14 protein-coding genes and 3 tRNA genes are annotated in these 19733 nt (G+C 64.9%); 13 read left to right on the top strand and 4 right to left on the bottom strand.

Going from position 1 to position 19733, the window contains the following annotated elements; all coding sequences use genetic code 11:
* Positions 1-41: 41 nt before the first annotated feature.
* Positions 42-1019 (bottom strand): LysR family transcriptional regulator, encoded by a 978-nt coding sequence (locus tag CEY11_RS08680; RefSeq protein ID WP_158215239.1) that lies wholly within the window; start codon positions 1017-1019, stop codon positions 42-44.
* 141 nt (positions 1020-1160) lie between these two features.
* Between CEY11_RS08680 and CEY11_RS08675 the strand changes: the two genes are divergently transcribed.
* The 9 genes from CEY11_RS08675 to CEY11_RS08635 all read left to right on the top strand — a co-directional run bounded on the left by CEY11_RS08675 (position 1161) and on the right by CEY11_RS08635 (position 11763).
* On the top strand, positions 1161-3263 hold the full coding sequence (locus tag CEY11_RS08675; protein ID WP_233154798.1) for a hydantoinase/oxoprolinase family protein: 2103 nt from the start codon (positions 1161-1163) through the stop codon (positions 3261-3263).
* On the top strand, positions 3263-4840 hold the full coding sequence (locus CEY11_RS08670) for a hydantoinase B/oxoprolinase family protein (RefSeq protein ID WP_088602977.1): 1578 nt from the start codon (positions 3263-3265) through the stop codon (positions 4838-4840). The genes CEY11_RS08675 and CEY11_RS08670 overlap by 1 nt, the downstream gene beginning before the upstream one ends.
* The gene (locus tag CEY11_RS08665; RefSeq protein ID WP_088602976.1) at positions 4837-5355 is read left to right on the top strand and encodes a thiamine pyrophosphate-binding protein; all 519 of its coding nucleotides are present in this window, start codon (positions 4837-4839) and stop codon (positions 5353-5355) included. The genes CEY11_RS08670 and CEY11_RS08665 overlap by 4 nt, the downstream gene beginning before the upstream one ends.
* The gene (locus tag CEY11_RS08660) at positions 5352-5969 is read left to right on the top strand and encodes a thiamine pyrophosphate-dependent enzyme (RefSeq protein WP_088602975.1); all 618 of its coding nucleotides are present in this window, start codon (positions 5352-5354) and stop codon (positions 5967-5969) included. The genes CEY11_RS08665 and CEY11_RS08660 overlap by 4 nt, the downstream gene beginning before the upstream one ends.
* Positions 5966-7192 (top strand): pyridoxal phosphate-dependent aminotransferase, encoded by a 1227-nt coding sequence (locus tag CEY11_RS08655; protein ID WP_088602974.1) that lies wholly within the window; start codon positions 5966-5968, stop codon positions 7190-7192. The genes CEY11_RS08660 and CEY11_RS08655 overlap by 4 nt, the downstream gene beginning before the upstream one ends.
* Positions 7189-8622 (top strand): aldehyde dehydrogenase family protein, encoded by a 1434-nt coding sequence (locus CEY11_RS08650; RefSeq protein ID WP_088602973.1) that lies wholly within the window; start codon positions 7189-7191, stop codon positions 8620-8622. The genes CEY11_RS08655 and CEY11_RS08650 overlap by 4 nt, the downstream gene beginning before the upstream one ends.
* 13 nt (positions 8623-8635) lie before the next feature.
* On the top strand, positions 8636-9475 hold the full coding sequence (locus CEY11_RS08645; RefSeq protein WP_088603226.1) for a PhzF family phenazine biosynthesis protein: 840 nt from the start codon (positions 8636-8638) through the stop codon (positions 9473-9475).
* Positions 9476-9588: 113 nt separating this feature from the next.
* Positions 9589-10596, top strand: coding sequence for a Bug family tripartite tricarboxylate transporter substrate binding protein (locus tag CEY11_RS08640; RefSeq protein WP_088602972.1), 1008 nt, complete (start codon positions 9589-9591; stop codon positions 10594-10596).
* 15 nt (positions 10597-10611) lie between these two features.
* Positions 10612-11763, top strand: a complete 1152-nt coding sequence (locus CEY11_RS08635; RefSeq protein ID WP_088602971.1) for an NADH:flavin oxidoreductase/NADH oxidase — start codon at positions 10612-10614, stop codon at positions 11761-11763.
* A 122-nt stretch (positions 11764-11885) separates the two neighbouring features.
* Here the strand turns inward: CEY11_RS08635 and CEY11_RS08630 are convergent, their stop codons facing one another.
* The gene (locus tag CEY11_RS08630) at positions 11886-12611 is read right to left on the bottom strand and encodes a FadR/GntR family transcriptional regulator (RefSeq protein ID WP_088602970.1); all 726 of its coding nucleotides are present in this window, start codon (positions 12609-12611) and stop codon (positions 11886-11888) included.
* A gap of 213 nt (positions 12612-12824) precedes the next feature.
* Between CEY11_RS08630 and CEY11_RS08625 the strand changes: the two genes are divergently transcribed.
* Entirely contained in the window at positions 12825-13793 is a 969-nt protein-coding gene (locus tag CEY11_RS08625; RefSeq protein ID WP_088602969.1) for a tripartite tricarboxylate transporter substrate binding protein, read from the top strand.
* 172 nt (positions 13794-13965) lie between these two features.
* Here CEY11_RS08625 and CEY11_RS08620 read toward each other — a convergent pair whose 3' ends face one another.
* Together CEY11_RS08620 and CEY11_RS08615 are read right to left on the bottom strand one after the other, a co-directional pair.
* Complete coding sequence (locus CEY11_RS08620; RefSeq protein WP_158215238.1) at positions 13966-17253, bottom strand: non-ribosomal peptide synthetase; 3288 nt, start codon at positions 17251-17253, stop codon at positions 13966-13968.
* Positions 17254-17289: 36 nt separating this feature from the next.
* Positions 17290-18564, bottom strand: a complete 1275-nt coding sequence (locus tag CEY11_RS08615; protein WP_088602967.1) for an MFS transporter — start codon at positions 18562-18564, stop codon at positions 17290-17292.
* A 513-nt stretch (positions 18565-19077) separates the two neighbouring features.
* Here CEY11_RS08615 and CEY11_RS08610 point away from each other — a divergent pair.
* The 3 genes from CEY11_RS08610 (at position 19078) to CEY11_RS08600 (ending at position 19421) form a co-directional block, all read left to right on the top strand.
* A tRNA-Ala gene (locus CEY11_RS08610) sits at positions 19078-19153 on the top strand.
* Positions 19154-19221: 68 nt separating this feature from the next.
* Positions 19222-19297: transfer RNA gene (locus CEY11_RS08605), tRNA-Glu, on the top strand.
* A gap of 47 nt (positions 19298-19344) precedes the next feature.
* A tRNA-Asp gene (locus CEY11_RS08600) sits at positions 19345-19421 on the top strand.
* Positions 19422-19733: the final 312 nt, after the last annotated feature.

The following is a 19733-nucleotide window of genomic DNA, read 5'->3' as shown; positions in this document are numbered from 1 at the left end:
ACGTCTACCTATGGTTAACCCTAGCTGGGTGTGCCTGGGCGCTAGGCGGGTGTGCGGGGTGAGAAAAGATCGCCTGTATTGGCTTCCTGAACCAGATCCATGCCGGCCGGAAGGTCGAACCGGGTCAGCTCCTCGAACATGCAAGCCAGCAATGTCGATGCGGCCGGCGACAAGGAACGCAATCGCCGGGTGACCAGACAGAGTTCGCGCTCGATATGGGGCGGCGCCATGTCCAGGAAGCGCAAGAAGTCCAGCTGGTGGGCCACCTGCGTCAAGCCGGGAATGATGGAAAATCGGTTGCCCAGCGCCAGCATGGGCCCCAGCATCGAGGTGCTGGACAGCTCTTCCAGATAAGCGCTCGGCGCGTCATCGCCAAGAATCTGCTTGTGCACCCGGCCCACCAGCGTGTCCGATGCCAGGCCGACCCAGTCGCTGCGATAGCGCGAGACGTCATCCCAGGTAACGGGCCGCTCGAGCGCCGCAAGAGGGTGGTCGGCGCTGCAGACGACGCCGTAGCGGTCGCGCAGCAAAGGGCGGTATTCCAGCTCGGGGTGGTTCTGCAGGCGGCTGCAGACGCCGAAATCCACTTTGCCGTCGAGCACTCGGTGCTCGATCTCTGCCGAGCCTGCGTCGCGCAGCGAAACGGACACGCCGGGCGAGCGCGCGCGGAACTCGACCAGCGCCGGCGCCAGCACCGTGACGACGATGGACGGCGCGGCGGCGATGCTCAGATGCCCGCTGTAGCCGTTCGCCAAGGCGCGGGTATCGTCGATCAGCATGTCGAAGTCGCGCAGCAGCTTTTCGGCGTGCTGCTGGAAGTGCCGCGCGGCTGCGGTCAAGCTTACCTGGCGCGTGGTGCGGTCGAACAGCCGCAGGCCCAGGCTTTCCTCGAGCTGCCGGATGGTCGTCGTCAGCGACGATTGGGTGAGATACACGCGCTGCGCCGCTTGCGTGAAAGAGCGCGTCTGAGCGACGGCCATGAAACATCGCAAATGCCTCAGTGTGATCGTTTTGTTCATGTCGCGTCCCATTCGAATGCCGGCCTGGCTATTTATTGATTGTATCAATCAATACTCAGATATTTTTCATTTGTACTGGCATATTCACTGCCCTACCATAAGCGCGAACTAGCTGGATCGAAGCACACTCAGGGGGAGCAGGTGAGTACACAGGACGACAAAGGCTTGCATATTGCCGTGGATATCGGAGGCACTTTCACCGATGGCATCGCGACGCTGGCCGATACGGGAAAAATCTGGATAGGCAAGACCTTGACCACGCCCGACGATCCGGGCGAGGCCGTCAGCACCGTCATTCGAGACATTCTTGCCCGCGTCCGCCGCGACGGCGCCGATGTCCATTTGGTCGAGGTGGTGCATGGCACGACGCTCGTGACGAATACGCTGATCGAACGCAAAGGCGCCAGCACTGCACTGATCACTACGCGCGGCATGCGCGATAGCCTGGACATCGGCCGGGAGTGGCGCTACGACCTGTACGATCTGGATCTTGCGATCCCCGCGCCGCTGGTGCCGCCCGAGCTTCGCATGGAGGTCGACGAGCGCCTGAACGCTGCCGGCCGTGTGGTTCGCCCGCTGACGGAGCAGGAAATGGCCAGGGTGGCCGAGTGGGTTCGAGGCACCGGCGTGCAGTCCGTCGCCATCAGCCTTCTGCACGCATACATCAACGGCGAACACGAACGCCGGCTCGGACTATACCTGGCCGGGGCGCTGCCGGGCGTGGCCGTCTCGCTGTCGTCCGAACTGGCCGCCGAGATCAAGGAGTTCGAGCGCACCTCGTCGGTAGTGGCCAACGCCTATGTCAAGCCTATCGTCGAAAAATACCTGCGCGAATTGCATTTGCGCCTGGCCGACATCCAGAGGGGCGTGCCGCTGCGCATCATGGTGTCCAGCGGCGGGTTTTCGTCCGCGGATGCGGCGGCGCATGCTCCCATCTTCCTGCTGGAGTCGGGGCCGGCGGCAGGGGTGCTGTCGGCACTGAATACCGCCGCAGAGCAGGGCATCGGACAGGTACTGGCATTCGACATGGGCGGCACTACCGCCAAGGCCTGCGTCATTGCCCACGGCGAAGCGCCGATCGCGTTCAGCTTCGAGTGCGCCCGGGTGCACCGTTTCAAGCGCGGCTCGGGCCTGCCCATCCTGATCCCCAGCATCGACCTCATCGAGATCGGCGCCGGCGGCGGTTCGATCGCGACGGTCAATCGGCTGGGCCTGCTCAATGTCGGCCCCGAGTCGGCCGGTTCGGTGCCTGGGCCGGCCAGCTACGGCCTGGGCGGCGAGCAGCCTACCGTGACCGATGCCGATCTGGTGCTGGGCTACCTGAATCCCGGCAATTTCCTTGGCGGCGAGATGGCGTTGAGCCGCGAGAAAGCGCTGCAGGCAATGGCCACCGTGGCCGACCAGATCGATCTGTCTTCCACCGAGGTGGCCTGGGGCATCCATGACATGGTGAACGAGAACATGGCCAGCGCCGCTCGCATCCACATCGCGGAGAAAGGCCACGACCCGCGGGACTTCACTGTCGTGGCCACCGGTGGGGCGGGCCCCGTGCATGTGGTCGAAGTGGCGCGCAAGCTGCGCATAGGCCGCGTACTGGCTTCGGTGGCGGCCGGCGCCGGCTCGTGCCTGGGCATGCTGGCCGCGCCGGCGCGCAGCGACCGGGCATGGTCCCAGCCGGCGCTGCTGGAGCTGGTCGAATGGGACGACGTGCGCCAGCGCTTTGCCGACCTGCGCGGCGACATCGAAGCCGAATTGCGCGAGGCTGGCGCCGACCTGGCTGACATCCGCTGGATCGTTGGCGCGGAAATGCGCTATTACGGCCAGGGGGACAACGTGTCGGTGCAAATGCCCTACGACGAGTTGGGCCAGAGCGCACCGGAAGCCTTTCGCCAGCACTTCGAGGCGGCCTATCAGCGCCTGTACGGCCACTTGGTGCCGGGCGCGCGCCCCCAGATTCTTACCTGGCGCTTGACCGGACTGGGTGAGCAGCAGACGCATCGCTTCTCGATGCCGATTCGTCCGACCGGCCAAGTGCCCGCCGGCCGCCGCGAGATCTATCTGCCCATCAGCAAGCGCTTCGAGCCCGTTGATGTGTATCAGCGTTATGACCTGCTGCCCGGCACCCGCCTGGAAGGGCCTTTGGTGCTGGAGGAGCGTGAATCCACGCTGGTGGTGCCCGTCAAGGCTGACGTCGACGTCCTGCCCGACTTCAGCGTCTCGATTCAATTGAAGGAGTTTGAATAATGGCCGCACAGCCCAGCCCCGAGAGCGCTTCGCCATTCAATGCCATTGAATTGGAAATTCTCTGGAAGCGGCTCATCAGTATCGTCGACGAGGCGTCCGCCGCGTTCGTACGCACCTGCTTTTCGACCCTGGTGCGCGACGCCAACGACTTCGCCGTGGTGCTCACGGACACTCAGGGCCGCTCGCTGGCGCAGTCCACGATGAGCATTCCCTCGTTCATCGGCAGCCTGCCCGCCACTGTCAAGCATTTCCTCGCCCGCTTCCCGGCCGAAACGCTGGAGCCCGGCGATGTGCTGATTACCAACGACCCCTGGATGGGGACGGGCCACATCCACGACATCAACACGGTGATGCCCATTTTCCGCGGCAAAGAGCTGGTGGCATTCGCAGCGGTGGTTTCGCATCTGCCGGACATCGGCGGCCGCTTGCGCAGCAACAGCAATCGCGAAATCTACGAAGAGGGCCTGCAGATCCCGATGCTCAAGCTGATGAGCAAGGGAGAGATCAACGAAACGCTGGTGTCCGTCATTCGCCAGAACGTGCGCGTGCCGGAACAAGGCCTGGGTGATATCTGGGCGCAGGTGGCCGCCTGCAACATGATGCAGGAGCGGCTGCTGCCGCTGCTGGAGACCGTGGATCTGAATGCTCTCGGACGCGAGGTGCGGCGGCGTTCCGAGCTGGCGATGCGGGCCGCCATTGCGGCCCTGCCCGACGGGGTGTACGAATCCGAGGTGCTGCACGACGGATTCGAGGAGCCCATCGTCATCAAGTGCCGCCTGACCGTCGCCGGCGAGGAAATCTCCATCGACTATGCCGGCTCCAGTCCGCAGTTGCGCAGAGCGGTCAACGTGGTGCCCATATACACCTTCGCCTATTCCGCCTACCCCCTGAAAGCATTGCTGTGTCCGGACATTCCGAACAACGAGGGTTCGTTCCTGCCGATCCGCACCACGGCGCCGCTAGGGTCGATTTTCAATCCGACCTATCCCGCCGCATCGGGGGGCAGGGGTGCCATCGGACACATGCTGCCGCCGGCGATCTTCACCGCGCTGGCCGATGTGCTGCCGGATCAGGTATGGGCATCGGGCTGCGCGAATTCGTCGGTGACGATGGCCGGCCGCTACCGTGACCAGCCGTTCAGCGTGGTGAACTTTATCAACGGCGGCCAGGGCGCCAATGCGCGCCGCGACGGGTTCTCCGCGTTGTCCTTCCCCGCGAATCTGGGCAACACGCCGATCGAAATGATGGAAGTGCTCGCACCCATTCTTGTCCATTGCCGTGAAATACGGCGCGGCAGCGGCGGTGGCGGCTCGCATCATGGCGGCGACGGGCTGCGTTTCGCCTTCGAGATCACCGACGAGGCTTCGCCGGTGGCGGCATCTTTTCTGATGACGCGCCTCAAGCACCCGCCGCCCGGCCTGTTCGGCGGCCAGGCGGGGCAAGCGGGCAGCTTGTCCATCAATGGTGTGCTGAACGACCCGACCGAGCAGAAGACCTTATATCCGGGCGATCAGATTGTCATGGAGACGGCGGGCGGTGGCGGTTATGGCGCGCCGGCCGATGGAGGATTGTCATGAGCAAACGCTGGCCTGAAATCGTCGCCCGTACGCTGAAGTCGCGCGACGTACGCTTGATTACCTACGTGCCGGACAAAGTGCTTGCGCCGCTGATCGACGAACTGCTGCGCGACGATTTCTTCACCGTGATCAATCCTACTCGTGAAGAAGAGGCCGTGGGCCTGGTCGCCGGGGCCTGGATGGCGGGAGGCCGGGGCATTGTACTGATGCAGACGAGCGGCTTCGCCACTATTGCCAACGCGCTGGCGTCCTTGTCGCTGCCCTATCAGATTCCGGTGCCGATGATGATTTCCGAGCGGGGGACGCTGGGTGAGTTCCAGATCGGCCAGTTCATGGTCTACCGCACCATGCAGCCGCTGTTGAACACCATGAACATCGAGTCCTACCGGCTCGAGAGCCTGGACACGCTGGAAATGATCGTCGGCCGTAGCCTGGATCAGGCGTACAAGACCCAGGCGCCGGCCGCGCTGCTGTTGAACCCGCTGCTGACCGCGCGCTCCGCGGAGGAATTATGAAGCCGTTGACCAAAACCATGAGCCGTGCCGAGTTGACCCGCCGGGTGGTGGATCAGTCGTCGGACGAAGATGCCATCATCGGCGGCATCGGCCACACCAACTTCGAGTTGTGGAACTGCGGGCATCGGCCGTGCAATTTCTATATGCTCGGCAGCATGGGCTTGACCACCTCGATCGGGCTCGGCGTGGCGCTTGTCCAGCCGCAGCGGCGCGTAGTCGTGCTCGAAGGGGACGGCTCGCTGCTGATGCAGCTGGGTTCGCTTGCAACCTTGGCCAGCCAACGGCCGAAACGATTCCTGCTGGTCGTATGGGACAACGAGGCCTATCAGATCACGGGCGGCCAGCCGACCCAGACCGCCTTGGGGGCGGATCTCGTGGCTATTGCCAGCGGCTGCGGCATCGAGCAGGCGCACTGGGCCCGCGACGAGGCGGACTTCGACCGGCTGCTGCAAGCGTCGAAGGCGGCCGAAGGGCCGTTCGTGATCGTCGCGAAAACCGAGAGGGTAGCACCGGCAAGCGCCACCGAGCGCGACCCGGCCCAGCTGCGCGACCGCTTCATGCGCGGCCTGGGGGCCAAGAAGGAATGGCCGGCCTACCCGGGGAGGGCGGCATGAATATCCTGTCGCAGCGCTTGTCCGCCGTACGCAGTTCGCCCAGCTCCATGGCCGGGCAGAAGATCCGCGCGCTGCGCGCCGAAGGAAGGGATATCGTCGGACTCACGCTTGGCGAGCCCGATTTCCCGACGCCCGGCCATATCGTGGAAGCGGCCGAGCGGGCGATGCGCGCCGGCCAGACCCGCTACACCGATGTCGGCGGCACTCCGGCGCTGAAAGCCGCCATTTGCCGCAAATTCGAGCGCGACAACGGCCTGGCCTACTCCAGCGAGCAGGTCATGGCCAGCAACGGGGGCAAACAGGTCATTTTCAATGCGCTGGTGGCTACGCTGGATCCGGGCGACGAAGTCATCATCCCGGCGCCTTACTGGGTGTCGTACCCCGACATCGCGCGGCTGGCCGGCGCGCGCGTGGTCGATATTCCCTGCGGCAGCGAGACCGGCTTCAAGCTGACGGCGGCCAGGCTGGAAGCCGCGATCACGCCGCGCACCAAATGGCTGGTGCTGAACTCGCCGTGCAATCCCAGCGGGGCCGTCTACCATGACGACGAGCTGAGCGCGCTGGGCGAGGTGTTGCAGCGGCATCCCCACGTCTGGGTGTTGTGCGACGATATTTATGAACACATTGTGTTCTGTACGCAAAAACCGGCGAGCCTGCTCCGGCTGGTTCCCGAGCTGCAAGCGCGTTGCCTGTTGGTCAACGGCGTTTCCAAGGCCTATGCAATGACCGGCTGGCGTATGGGCTTCGGCGCGGGGCCGGCGGAACTGCTCAAGGCCATGACCAAGCTGCAGTCGCAAAGCACATCCAATCCGAACGCCATCGCGCAGGCTGCGGCCGTGGCCGCATTGACTGGCGATCAGGCCTGCGTCGCCGAGTTCGCCGGGCACTTCCGGCAGAGGCGGGATCTGATGGTAGAGGCGCTGCGCGAAATACCGGGCTTATCGGTGCAGGTGCCTGAAGGCGCGTTCTATGTATTTCCTTCCGTGCAAGCGCTGCTCGGCGAGGACGGCGCGGTGCCGATGCGCGATGCCATCGCTTTTGCCGATTACCTCCTGACCGGCAAGGGGTTGGCCGTACTGCCCGGCGAGGCTTACGGACTGCCCGGCCATATTCGCTTATCGTATGCGCCCGCGCCCGAGGTGCTGCGGGAAGGGTGCGCGCGGCTAAAGCAAGCCTGCATCGAATTGACGCGATCCGCCCCGGCGGCAAAGGAGCCCCTATGACATCCCGTCCTAACTGGCGCAATGCTTGCCTGATCAACGGCGCCTGGGTTCGTTCGGATGCGCATTTCGATGTGCTTGACAAGTACACCTTGCAGCCGATTGCGCAGATGGCCACGGCCAGCCCTGCGCAGATCGATGCGGCGCTGGCCATTGCCCGCGGGGCTGTCGACCGCGGCGCTCCGCCGCCGGCCGAGCGCGCGGCTGTTCTACGCCGTGTCGCGGCGCTGTTGGCCGAGCGGCGCAATGATTTTGTCGAGCTGCTGGTGAAAGAGGCCGGTTTCACCGCAGCTGACGCGAACTCGGAAGCCGGCCGCGCCATTATCACCCTGACGCTTTCCGCCGACGAGGCCACGCGCTTGACGGGCGGCATGGTGCCGTTTGGCGCCACGCCCGGCGCCGAAGATCGCATCGGCTTCACCTTGCGGCTGCCGGTCGGCGTGGTTTGCGCCATCACGCCGTTCAATTCTCCATTGAACACGGTGCTGCACAAGATCGCGCCTGCCTACGCGGGCGGGAACGCCGTGGTGCTCAAGCCATCGGCGCTGACGCCGCTTACTGCCGGCTTGCTGGCGCAAACCATGCTCGACGCGGGCATGCCCGCCGATTTCCTCAGCGTTTTGCAAGGCAGCGGGCAGGCCGTCGGCGAACATCTGCTGCGCGACCCGCGGATTGATTTCTACGCCTTTACCGGCAGCACCCAGGTGGGCCGGAGAATCCAGCAGGCGGCCGGCTTGCGGCGCACCCAAATGGAACTGGGCAGCATTGCCAGCACCATCGTCGACGGCGATGCGATTCTTGAGCGCGCGGTGCCCAAGATCGTCGGCGCCGCATTCCGCAAGGCGGGGCAGGTCTGTACCTCGGTGCAGCGCTTATATGTGCACCATTCCGTCTATGACGAATGTCTGGCCATGGTGCTGAAGCTCGTCCAGTCCATGCAGACGGGCGACCCGTCTGCGCCCGGGACGCAGATCGGCCCGATGATCTCCACGGACGCCGCCGAACGCGCAGTGGCCGTCATCGAACGCGCGAGCCGGGCCGGCGCCACGATCCATTGTGGCGGCCAGCGGCATGGGGCCGTGGTCACCCCCGCGGTGCTGACGGACGTCCCCGCCGACCAGGATCTGTGGTGTAAAGAAGCCTTTGCGCCAGTGCTGGCCCTGCGGATGTTCGACCGCATCGAAGAGGCTTTCGACGATGCCAACAATACCCCGTATGGTTTGTCTGCGGGGATTTTCACGCAGAACGTCGATGTGGCGTTGAAAGCCGCGCGCAGCCTGCGTTTCGGCACTGTACAGCTGAACGAAAGCTCTAGTTGCCGTGCCGATGCCATGCCGTTCGGTGGCGTCAAGGACAGTGGTTTTGGCAAAGAGGGCCCCGCCTATGCCGTGCACGAAATGACGGAGGAGAGGCTAGTCATTTTCAACCCCTGACGTGGCCGAGCACATGACAACTTATCCGTTCTATCAAGTCGATGTATTCGGGGACGGGAGCCTCTCGGGCAATCCGCTGGCCGTCGTGCTCGACGCGCAGGACATGGATGCGTGCACGATGCAGCGCGTCGCCGCCTGGCTCGGCCTGAGTGAAACCGCCTTCGTCATGGCGTCGATGGACGATGCCGAGGCCGGCTACGCCGTGCGCATTTTTACGCAGCGGCGCGAGCTGCCGTTCGCCGGCCATCCCACATTGGGCGCGTGCGCCGCATGGGTCGCCCATCATGCCATACAGGCCGCGAATCCGATGGTGCAGCGCTGCGCCGCCGGGCCGGTCGACGTGCGGCCGCTGCCGCAAGGTTATGCCTTCCGCGCGCCGCCGCTGCGCCGCACCGGGGCAATGGATGGCGATACCCGCGCGCAAGCCGCCAGGGCGCTGCGCTTGGGCGTTGCGGATCTGCTCGATACTCAGTGGATTGACAACGGTTCCGGCTGGTGCGCGGTTCTGTTGCGTGATGTCGAGACTGTGCTGTCGCTGAAGCCCGACTTTGGCGCCATGGGGCGATTGAAGATAGGCGTAGCCGCTCTCTGTACCACCGACACTGCCGATGGCGATATCGAAGTGCGCGCATTTGCGCCATCCGAGGGCGTACCGGAAGATGCGGTCACCGGCAATCTCCAGGCGGGCCTGGCCTGGTGGCTGACGCACACCGGGCGCATGCCCTCGACCTACCTGGCTCGCCAGGGAACTGTATTGAACCGGCGCGGCCGCGTCCATGTGCACGCGGACGCGGCTGCCATATGGATAGGCGGACGCACTGATGTCCGCATTGCGGGAACGCTGACGTTGTAAGCCCCGTGGAATTGAGCCGCGCCTCTCATCGCCGGGAAGCCCGTCTCGATGTTCATGGAATAAGCATTATTACGAGCCCCTTGCACAGGGCACATAGGGAAGGAGAAGACACCATGAATGCAAAGCGAATCAACCGCCTCAACCGTCGACGCATCGTGTTCGGCGCAGCCACTTATGCCGGGCTGATGCTATGCCCGGGCTTCGCCTCGGCGCAGGGGAAGTATCCGAATCGCCCGGTCAAACTGGTCATCCCATGGAGCGCCGGCGGTTCTACCGATGTCATCGGCCGGGTTCTGGCGGAAAGCATGGGCCGGGATCTGGGGGTCAGCGTAGTGGTGGAGAACAAACCTGGCGCCACCGGCACTATCGGTTATGCCAACGTTGCGCGCGCCGAGCCCGATGGCTACACCTTGCTGATGGGCACCAACAGTACATTTGCGATGGCGCCGCACTATTACAAGGGCCTGTCCTACGACATCGATACCGATTTCACACCGCTGGGCATGATCGCCTCTAATCCGCAGATATTGTGTGTGAACTCTTCGATGCACATCAAGAGTGTTCGCGAATTTGTCGATTATCTGAAGAAGCACCCGGGAAAAGTGGCATACGCTTCGGCGGGCTATGGGGGTTCCAGCCATCTTGCGATGGAAATGTTCCTCGCAATGACCGGCACGGAAATGCTGCATGTCCCCTACAAGGGCGGCGGCCCGGCGCTGCAATCCCTGATGGCCAACGATACACAGGCGGCTTTCGTCGACCTCAGTATCGGTGACGCGGCATTCAAAAGCGGCGTGATACGGCCGCTGGGCACCAGTGGCACGCGGCCCAGCGCCGCAATGCCGCAGGTGCCCCCTATCGCCGATCAGGGCGTGCCGGGGTTCGAGTCCTTGACGTCGTTCGGCCTGTTCGGGCCCAAAGGCCTGGCCAAGCCGGTTGCCGAGCGTGTCAACAAGGCGCTGCGCGCCGCCATGAAAGATCCGTTCGTGCAAAAACGCCTGGCTTCGTTCGGCTTCGAGCTCGTCGACCCCGATCCCTCGCTGTACGCCGCCTATGCGCTGGCCGAACGGGAGAAATGGGGCCGGGTGATCTCTCAGCGGGGCATCACGTTCAATAAATGAGATGAAAGGTACGAGATGAATCACGCAGCAACTCCACCCGCTGTTCCCCTGCTGTTCACGCCCTGGAAATGCCGCGGCGTGAGCAGCCGCAACCGTATCGTGGTTTCGCCCATGTGCCAGTATCTGTCCGAGGCTGGCGCGCCGACGGACTGGCATCTGGTTCATCTCGGCAAATTTGCGATGGGCGGCGCAGGCATCGTATTTTCAGAGGAGACAGCGGTGGAAGAGCGTGCCCGCAAGACTTATGGGTGCGCGGGCATCTATAGCGATCAGCACGTGCCGGCCTATCGGCGCCTGACGGATCACATCCGTGCGAATGGCGCGCTGCCGGCAATTCAGCTCGGGCACGCCGGCCGCAAGGCATCCTGCGGCCCCCCGTGGACGATGTTTCGGCCGCTGACCGAAGAGGATGCCGCAAACGGCCAGCCTCCATGGCAGGGCGTTTCGGCCAGCGCCATCGCGGCGAAGCCGGGGGCGCTGGTTCCCCATGCCATGGACGAGGACGATATACGGCAGGTCATCCGTGCCTGGGCCGATGCGGCGCGGCGGGCCGTCGACGCGGGTTTCGACATCTGCGAAATACACGGTGCGCACGGATATCTGATTCATCAGTTTCTGTCGCCGCTGTCCAACCAGCGCAGCGACGCCTGGGGGGGAGACCTGGCGGGGCGCATGCGGCTTGCCTTGGAAATTACGCAGGCGGTTCGGGCCGTCTGGCCAGCCGATCGGCCACTGTTCTTCCGGGTGTCCGCGGTCGACGGTCAGGGCGGTGTTTGGGACATGGACGACACGGTCGCGCTGTCGCGTGCGTTGAAAGATTGCGGCGTGGACGTGATCACGTGCTCATCGGGCGGCATTAACGGCCCGCTGAACATGGCGATCGTGCCGCGCGTACCCGGCTACCAGGTGCCGTACGCTGCGCGCGTGCGGCGCGAAGCCGGGGTGGAAAGCTGCGCAGTCGGCCTCATAACGGACGCCGAACATGCGGAACAGATCCTGCGCGACGGTGACGCGGACTTGATAGCCATGGCCCGGGAATTCCTGCTGAACCCGAGCTGGCCGGTGCACGCCGCGCAGGCTCTCGGTGTCGGCGAGGCGCTCGATTTCTTGCCGTCCGGCTATTCATGGTGGCTGAAACGGCGCGAAGAAATCCGCCGCCTCTCCTGACCATGGGCCTTTGCCGAGCAAGCCGCAAGGCACCGGCCGGGGCACTTAGGGCCATGCGCGCGGCAACGGATGCGCCCGCGTACGCGCCGGGGCGCTGACGGCGGCCGGCCTGCCGCGAGCGATCAGGGCGTTGCGGGCGGGTCGAACAAGTTCCGCTGGATTTGCGCCAAATGCGCCGTCAGGGCCTCGCGTGCCGATTCCGCGTCCCGATCTTCCAGCGCGGCAACGATGGCGTGGTGCTGGTGTTCATATTCGGCGCGGCGTTGCGCTGTGAGCGAGTTGCGTTTGAGCCTGCCCCAGTCTCCTTGTTGGCGAGCCCGATTGGTCAGGGCCAGCACTTGCAGGAAGAAATGGTTGTGCGTGGCCTGGGCCAGCGCCTGGTGGAACTCTCCGTCCCAACGCTCGAAGTCTTCGATGGTTTGAGCCTGGCCGCCTTTCGTCAGGCATGCGTGCATGCGGACGAAGTCGGCATGGGTGGCATGGCGAACGATAAGTGTCGGCATAAGCGGCTCGATCAGCAGGCGGGCCTCCATGAGTTCGGCCGGGCTGACCTGATCCGAAAGCTGGCCGCCGCCGTCGCAGTCCGTGCTTGTTTGATAGACGTGGGCGGGCCGGGCGGCGAAGGTGCCGCTGCCGACCGCCTGCGTAATCCAGCCCTCGTCGCGCATGGCCGCCAGGACGCGCCGCACCGAGCCCCTGGAGGTATTGAAGCGCCGGCACAGCTCTCGCTCTCCGGGAAGTTTCACCCCTGTAGATATCCGCCCGGAACGGATTTCGGCCAGCAGATAGGCGGCCAGGGCTTGTGCCCCGGCACTGCGCAGCCGCAGTGCGGGTACTTCGGATGTCATGGCTTGCCGGGCGCCGGGCTGGATCCGGCTATCAGTGCCGCCAGGCCGTTTGTGTACCAATTGGTCAAAATATCTGGTGGCGAGAGATGCATGAATTTCCCTTGGTTAAATACCACTTGTCTCGGGCATATTAGGGCCATATACTTTCCGTTAAATACCAATTTACCATAGTGGTACAAAAGTGGTTATAGCCACCTAACAGAGGGGATTGCGATGAAAGTATCTGCATTGAAGATGTTCGCGGCAAGCCTGGCCATGGCGGCCTGCGGCGCGGCCGGGGCGCAGTATCCGGAACGGCCCGTCACGATGATCGTGCCGTTCCCGCCGGGCGGCGTGACCGATACCGTGGCGCGGCCCATCGCCGATGCGCTCGGCAAAGAGCTGGGACAGACCGTAGTGGTCGAAAACAAGGCCGGCGCGGGCGGCGCCATAGGCACGGGCGAAGCCGCTCATGCCAAGCCGAACGGCTACACCATCATGCTGATGCTTTCGTCCATTTCCATACTGCCCGAGGCCGACAAGCTGCTCGGCCGCAAGGCGGCCTACAAGACGACGGACTTCAAGCCCATTGCGCGCATCACCGCGGATCCCACCGTCCTGGTGGTGTCGGCGAAATCCCCGTGGAAGACCGTCGACGAGTTCATTGCCGCCGCCCGCCAGAAGCCCGGCTCCCTGAACTACGGCAGCTCGGGCATCTACGGTTCCATGCACGTGCCCATGGCCATGCTCGAGAAGAACGCGGGCGTCAAAATGACGCATGTTCCGTATACGGGCGCGGGGCCGGCGGTTGCGGCCTTGCTGGGGGGGCAGGTCGATGCGATCGCCACCGGCCCGTCCAGCATTCTTCAGCACATCAAGTCCGGTGCGGTGCGCCCCCTGGCGCACTGGGGCGACAAGCCGCTGGACACGCTGCCCGGCGTACCCAGCCTGGCCAAGGCAGGCTATGACGTGAAGTTCGTCCAGTGGTCGGGCATCTTCGTACCCAAAGACGTGCCCGCCGAGGTGATCACGCGCCTGCGCGCCGCGGCCAAGAAAGTCGCCAATGATCCGGCCGTGCAGGCAAAGGTGCTGGCGGCCGGCAGCCCCATCGACTACATGGACGCCGACGAATTCCAGAAGTACTGGGATGCCGATGACGTGGTCTTGCGGCGCGCGGTGCAAGACATCGGAAAAGTCGAGTAGGCGCCGGCCGGGCAGGCATCCGGCGTCTGGCACGCCGGATGCCTGTGGTAGTTCTGGAAATGAGGGCGGGCCGATGCGCCCGCACGGTTTCGAGCTCTGTTGCCACTCCGATGCGTAAATCGGAAATGCCGGAAATACCGCCCCTTTTATTTTTATTTAGTGTAAGCAGGCCCTAAGCCCGTCCAGCCCCGGACGGGCTTGCTGTTTCCAGCAGCCCCGCCATGGCCTGCGTGAAGGCGGCGGCCATGTTTTCAATGCTTTCCTGCCGGTAGTTGGGGCGCGTATAGAAGAATTTCATGCGCAGGCAGCCTTCCATCAAATGTGCGTACACGTGCAAGTGATAGTCGGCCAGGTTCTCGGCGGCCACGGTGTCGGGCAGATCCATCAGCCGCTGGTTGGTAGGCAGAAAGAGTTGCCCGTCGTAGTTGTCTTCCCAGACGTCGCCGATGTATTGAAACAGGGTGCGCACCTGGTCGAACTGCGCCAGCACTTGTGCGCGTGGATCGTCGCTGTAGTAGCGCAGCGCGCTGTGGGCCAGCCCGTTGTCGGGAATGGCGCGGTACTGGCGGGACACCGACTGCAGGATCGCAGGCAGGGCGCCGGGCTCGGACGGATCGGACTCCAGCCGCAGCGTGATCGGCGTGTGGGTGATGAACCATCCTACTGTGCGCGACACGTCCGCGCCCGGGATGCAGGCCTCGCGGCCATGGGCGACTTTGTGGAACACCAGGCTGCGCTGGCCCGAACGCCCGTGCGCCACCACGGCCAGGGCCGCGACGATGCCGTGGATCAGGGCCGGCTGGAAGCCGCCTCCCAGGCGTTTGCGCAACGCACCCACCGTTGCTGCATCGAACACTTCGAAGCCATGCTGATCGATGTCGCGCTGCAGGGCGCCGTCGGCCCTGTCGTCTTCCGGAAAAGGCTGGGCGTCGGCCTGGGCCAGCCAGTAATCGAACTGTGCCTGCGCCTGCGGGCCGCGGGCATAGTCCATGACGCGCGCCACCCACTGGTGATAGGGCAGCGTGCGCGCCGGCAGCCTTGCCGTGCGACCGTCGCGCGCCGCCAGGTACGCGGTGCGCAGGTCTTCCAGGGTGATCTGCAGCGACAGGGCGTCCGTCACCAGCTCGTGCATGGTGAAGAAGAAGTGATGCATGCGGCCGGCCGGGTCTTCGAAGATGGCCGCGGTCATCACCGGCCCCGACTCGATGTCCAGCGTGTCATGCAGCTGCGCCACCACGGCTTCGATCGCGGCCAGCTGCGCCCGGGGCGAGTCGGCGGGCAGCACGTATTCGTGTATGGGCACATCGTAGACATCGGGCGGGTCGGCGTGCCACTGCCGGTAGCCGCCCTGGCCATCGGGCCCGAAACGCAGGCGCAGGGCGGGGTGATGGTCGACGACTGCGCGCAAAGCCTGGCGCAGATGCTGCGCCGACAGGCGCTCGCCGCTGCGGGCAATGAAGCCGACGTTGAATTTGTTGGGGTTGGGCCGCGCCCAGCCGAAGTAATAGCGCTGCATCGGGCTTAGCGGCACATCCTGCGCCGGTGGCGGCGCCTGCTCTGCGTCGGTGCCGCCGGCCGTTGCGGCGCGATGCGCCAGTTCCGCCAGTGTGGGGTACTGGTACACGTCCTGCGGCGTCAATCGGTAGCCCTTTTCCCGGGCGCGCACCGCCACGCCGGCGGCGCGGATGGAGTCGCCGCCGATGGTGAAGAAATCATCGTCCACGCCCAGCGGCTGGTCTGCGCCCAGCACCTCCTGCCAGATCGCCAGCAGTGCGCGCTCGACGTCGTTGCCCGGCGCCTGCCGCGTTGCCGCCTCGGCCGGCGCGGTTTCAGGCGGCGTCAGGCGATGCCTGTCCAGCTTGCCGTTGGGCAGCTGCGGCAGGTTGGGCACGCGGAAGTAGCGGGCCGGCACTAGGTAGTCGGCCAGCCGCTCGGCCAGGAAGGCGCGCAGCCCGGACGGCGTGATCGGCTCGGAAGCGCCCGGCAAGACCTCGTAGAACGCCGCCAGTTGCCGCCCGGCCGCGGTTTCGATGGCGGCCACGGCGCAGGCGCGCAGGCCGGGATGCGTCGCCAGCACGGTCTCGATCTCGCCCGGCTCGATGCGAAAGCCGCGCAGCTTGATCTGGAAGTCGCGGCGGCCCAGATAATCGAGCGCGCCGTCGGGGCGCTGCGCGACCAGGTCGCCTGAACGGAACAGTACCGTATGCTCGGCCTCGCCTTCGGGCGCATGCGGGTTGGGCAAGAATTTCTCGGCGCTCAGGTCGGGGCGATTCAAATAGCCCCGAGACAGGCCCGGGCCCGACACGCACAATTCGCCCGGCTCGCCGGCGGCCACCGGAGCCAGCGCCTCGTCCAGCACATAGGTGCGCATCCGGCCGATGGCCTTGCCTATGGGCACGATTTTGCCGTCGAGCGCATCGGGCTCGACGACCTGGCACGTGGCGTCGGCCGCCATTTCAGACGAGCCATAGAGGTTGAGCAACACCGCCCGCGGCGCCAGCACCGGCACCTGGCGGGCCAGCGCCGCCGGCAGCAATTCCCCCGACGAAGTCAGATAGCGCAGCGCCGGAAGTTGCGGGCCGCCGTGCCGCGACATGTCGATCAGCGCCGCCAGCAGGGACGGCACCAGCACCAGCCGGCTGATGTTTTCACGCGCCAGCAAGGCCAGCAGCGCCGCCGGGTCGCGCGCCACGGCATCGTTCACGATCACTCCCGGCACACCTTGGAGCAGGCCGCCGAAGGTTTCCCAGATGCAATCGACGAAGTTCAGCGCCGTCTTGGCGCAAGTGCGTTCGCCGGCCTCGAAGGGGAAGGCCTGCCACATCCAGTCGAAGCGGCTGAGCATGGCGCGATGCGTGCCGGGCACGCCCTTGGGCCGCCCCGTAGAGCCAGAGGTATATACGACGTAGGCCATGTCTTCCTGCCCGGCCGCCGGGCGCGGCGCCGGCGCGGGCTCGGGCAAGGGCTGGATCCGGCCAATGTCGATGAGTACCGGTGGGTTTTGACTTCCTTGTTGATGTCCTGCGCCTGCCAGTTCGCCCAGGCGCAGGCTGCGGTCGCTGGCGGCAATGCCTACAGCGCCGTCGTGCGAGGTGTTGTTGCCCGAGGCACCGTTGCCGGCCAGTGCCGTATGCAGCACGACCGGTGCCCCGCTGTCGTCCAGCATGTAGCGCAGCCGCTCCGCCGGGTATGAAGGATCCAGCGGCACCCAGGCCGCGCCGGCCTTGAGCACACCGAGCATCGCCGCCACGGCCTCGATGCTGCGCGACAGATTCAAGCCCACGCAGACGGGCCCGCTCGTGTGCGGCAGTGCCGCCGCCACGGCGTGCGAGACGCCGTTGGCCAGGGCGTCGAGCTGCCCGTAGCTGATGCTGCGGGCCTCGTCGGACAAAGCCACGGCATCGGGCGTGGCCTGCGCCGTCTGAGTGAACAAGCTATGGAACGTGGCGGAATCGGTCATGGCGGCTTCCTCGATCATGTATTCATCGGTGCATCGTTATCGGCCCGGGCTTCCCGCGTGGGAAGAGGGCGCCTCGATGCCGGCACCGGGCGCGGGCCTGCCCATCAGCACCGCGCTGGCGGCCAGCGACAGCAGCGCCAGCAGAATGGGTAGCCCATAGCCCAGTCCGCTGAGGGCGCCGCTGACGATCGACGCCAGCCCCCACATGGCGGCGTTGACCGAAATGCTGATCCCCAGTATCCAGCCCTGGCGTTCCTGGCCGACCGCGTTGGAAAACAGCGTGATGATTGCGCCGTAGGCCACGGACACGGCAATAGAGACGGGCAGCGTCAGTGCCCACTGCAGCGCCATGTGATAGGCGGCGGCCGAAACCGCCACCAGGGCCGCCGTGAACCACAGGCCGGCCACCGCCAGCACGCGCGACTCCAGGCGGCGCTGCAGCACCGGCAGGAATACGCCGTAGGCCAGGCAGAAGCCCACGCCCTGCAGCCCCATCAGCAGCGAGATCGTGCCGGCGTCCTGGCCGAAGCGGTTGATCAGCAGGCTGGGGAAAAACAGGAAATAGCTGCCCCAGCCGAGCTGCATCAGCCCGAACACCGCCACCAGGCGGCGGATGGCGCCATCCGCCCAGGCCGCCTTGAAGCCGCGCACGCCCATCCACCAGTCGATGCGCCCGTGCGCCACCCGCGCCGGCGGCGTCTCGCGAAAGCCGAAGACCAGCAACAGCAGGCCGATGCCCGCCAGCGCCGCCATCAGGAAAACCGGGGTGGTGAAATCATTCAGATCGACCCGTTCGTCATACGACATCATGCCGCCGATCAAGGGGCCGAGTATGAAGCCGACCGACGAGGCCAGCAGGCATATATTCAGAACCAGGGACTTGTCCTGCGGCGTGCTGCGATCCACCGCGGCCGCCTGGGCGACCGCCTGGCTGCCCGCCGTGGCGCCGCCCAGCAGCCGCCCCAGCAACAGCAGCAGCACCAGGTTCAGCCAGATTGCGACGCCGATCAGCACAAAGCCGGCGCCCACGCCCGCCATGCAGACCAGCAGAATACGCCGCCGCCCGACACGGTCGGACAATTCGCCCATGACCGGCGCCATGTACAGCATCATCAGCTCGTAGATGCCTACCGCCACGCCATACACGATGTAGCGTGTGGACGCATCCGCGCCCATCATCATGGCCGGCGCATCGCCCAGCAGCATCGTGGACATCACGGGGATGATCACGGTATAGCCGATGCTATCGATCAGAATGACCAGAATCAGGGGCAGCAGCCGCAGCCACGCCGTCAAAGAAAGCCCAGGCATTTCAGGCCGGGAACGCGAAGTGCCGAGCGCCGGCGTCGCCCGCCGGAGCACCGCGGCCGCCGAGCCGCAGAACACTGCCGTCGTTTCGAAAAAGACGGTTCTTGATACGTGCTGGCATGCTTGTCTCCGCCTTTCTTGTGTTGTTGTGCGTACCTGGCTGCCGGTGCGATGACTGGGGAAATTATAGTCATCGGGTATTCTGGCGGGGTTATCTTCTTCGGCAGCTGGCGACTGGCGACCCGAATCCGAGGCCTGGGGCGCCCGGGCCGGCGGTCAGAGGGCAAAGGCAAAGGCAAAGGGTGACCCGGATTCAGGGCCTGATGAGCAGGGGCCTATTGTCAGTGGTCAGGGGCAGACGGCAGCGGCGGGTGCCGTGCCCTGCATCTGCGCTGCATTCCCCCGATTCCCGTGGCAGCGCACATGACGCCTTCCGGCCACAGCCCGCCACCCTCAATTTGATCTCCAGAAAAGTTTCGTGCATAATCTCGTTTCTTCGCTAGACGCGCCGGTATCGGGGGTATAGCTCAGCTGGGAGAGCGCTTGCATGGCATGCAAGAGGTCAGCGGTTCGATCCCGCTTACCTCCACCAATCGCCAGTCTGCCGAAGAAGCCGCATTCGATGTGTCAAATATCCATGTGGCTTGTGTTTTTCGTCCTGTCCCCTTCGTCTAGAGGCCTAGGACATCACCCTTTCACGGTGAGTACAGGGGTTCGAATCCCCTAGGGGACGCCATGATACCCTCGTATCGTGGTTCTGCGGGCAAATGCATACACCGCTGCGGAGCGGTAGTTCAGTTGGTTAGAATACCGGCCTGTCACGCCGGGGGTCGCGGGTTCGAGTCCCGTCCGCTCCGCCAAAATTCCCTAGAAAAATCAGATGCTTGCCTGGAGACAGGGCAGCCAGCGTGTGCCCTGAATGGGTCGATTATAGCCCCTGACTGCACCGATTTTGCACCGCCATTTCCCTATGTAATTGCACGGAATTTGCACCGGGAAGGCCGGGCCGAAAATCGATACGATTAGTCGTAAGGGTTGCGCCCCCGCGCGCCCACGCAATTTCCCCCGCGCGGCCCGCGCAAGGGGTACCCCACCCCATTACGCATTCAGCGGCCAGCCTGGCAATATGTTTCCTGGCTGGCGCGTCAGCTTGCCAGCAAGACTGCACTGAT

It is taken from the genome of Candidimonas nitroreducens (assembly GCF_002209565.1).
In the GTDB taxonomy this organism is placed as follows: domain Bacteria; phylum Pseudomonadota; class Gammaproteobacteria; order Burkholderiales; family Burkholderiaceae_B; genus Candidimonas; species Candidimonas nitroreducens.
Note: the sequence above shows the minus strand (reverse complement) of the source record. Positions and strands in the feature narration are given on the sequence as shown.

Excerpts from the sequence above, each read along its gene's own strand:
- CEY11_RS08665 (WP_088602976.1), top strand. The coding sequence starts at position 4,837 with ATGAGCAAACGCTGGCCTGAAATCGTCGCCCGTACGCTGAAGTCGCGC.
- CEY11_RS08670 (WP_088602977.1), top strand. The coding sequence starts at position 3,263 with ATGGCCGCACAGCCCAGCCCCGAGAGCGCTTCGCCATTCAATGCCATT.
- CEY11_RS08655 (WP_088602974.1), top strand. The coding sequence starts at position 5,966 with ATGAATATCCTGTCGCAGCGCTTGTCCGCCGTACGCAGTTCGCCCAGC.
- CEY11_RS08635 (WP_088602971.1), top strand. The coding sequence starts at position 10,612 with ATGAATCACGCAGCAACTCCACCCGCTGTTCCCCTGCTGTTCACGCCC.
- CEY11_RS08680 (WP_158215239.1), bottom strand. The coding sequence starts at position 1,019 with ATGAACAAAACGATCACACTGAGGCATTTGCGATGTTTCATGGCCGTC.
- CEY11_RS08640 (WP_088602972.1), top strand. The coding sequence starts at position 9,589 with ATGAATGCAAAGCGAATCAACCGCCTCAACCGTCGACGCATCGTGTTC.
- CEY11_RS08660 (WP_088602975.1), top strand. The coding sequence starts at position 5,352 with ATGAAGCCGTTGACCAAAACCATGAGCCGTGCCGAGTTGACCCGCCGG.
- CEY11_RS08615 (WP_088602967.1), bottom strand. The coding sequence starts at position 18,564 with ATGCCTGGGCTTTCTTTGACGGCGTGGCTGCGGCTGCTGCCCCTGATT.
- CEY11_RS08625 (WP_088602969.1), top strand. The coding sequence starts at position 12,825 with ATGAAAGTATCTGCATTGAAGATGTTCGCGGCAAGCCTGGCCATGGCG.
- CEY11_RS08620 (WP_158215238.1), bottom strand. The coding sequence starts at position 17,253 with ATGACCGATTCCGCCACGTTCCATAGCTTGTTCACTCAGACGGCGCAG.
- CEY11_RS08645 (WP_088603226.1), top strand. The coding sequence starts at position 8,636 with ATGACAACTTATCCGTTCTATCAAGTCGATGTATTCGGGGACGGGAGC.
- CEY11_RS08650 (WP_088602973.1), top strand. The coding sequence starts at position 7,189 with ATGACATCCCGTCCTAACTGGCGCAATGCTTGCCTGATCAACGGCGCC.
- CEY11_RS08630 (WP_088602970.1), bottom strand. The coding sequence starts at position 12,611 with ATGACATCCGAAGTACCCGCACTGCGGCTGCGCAGTGCCGGGGCACAA.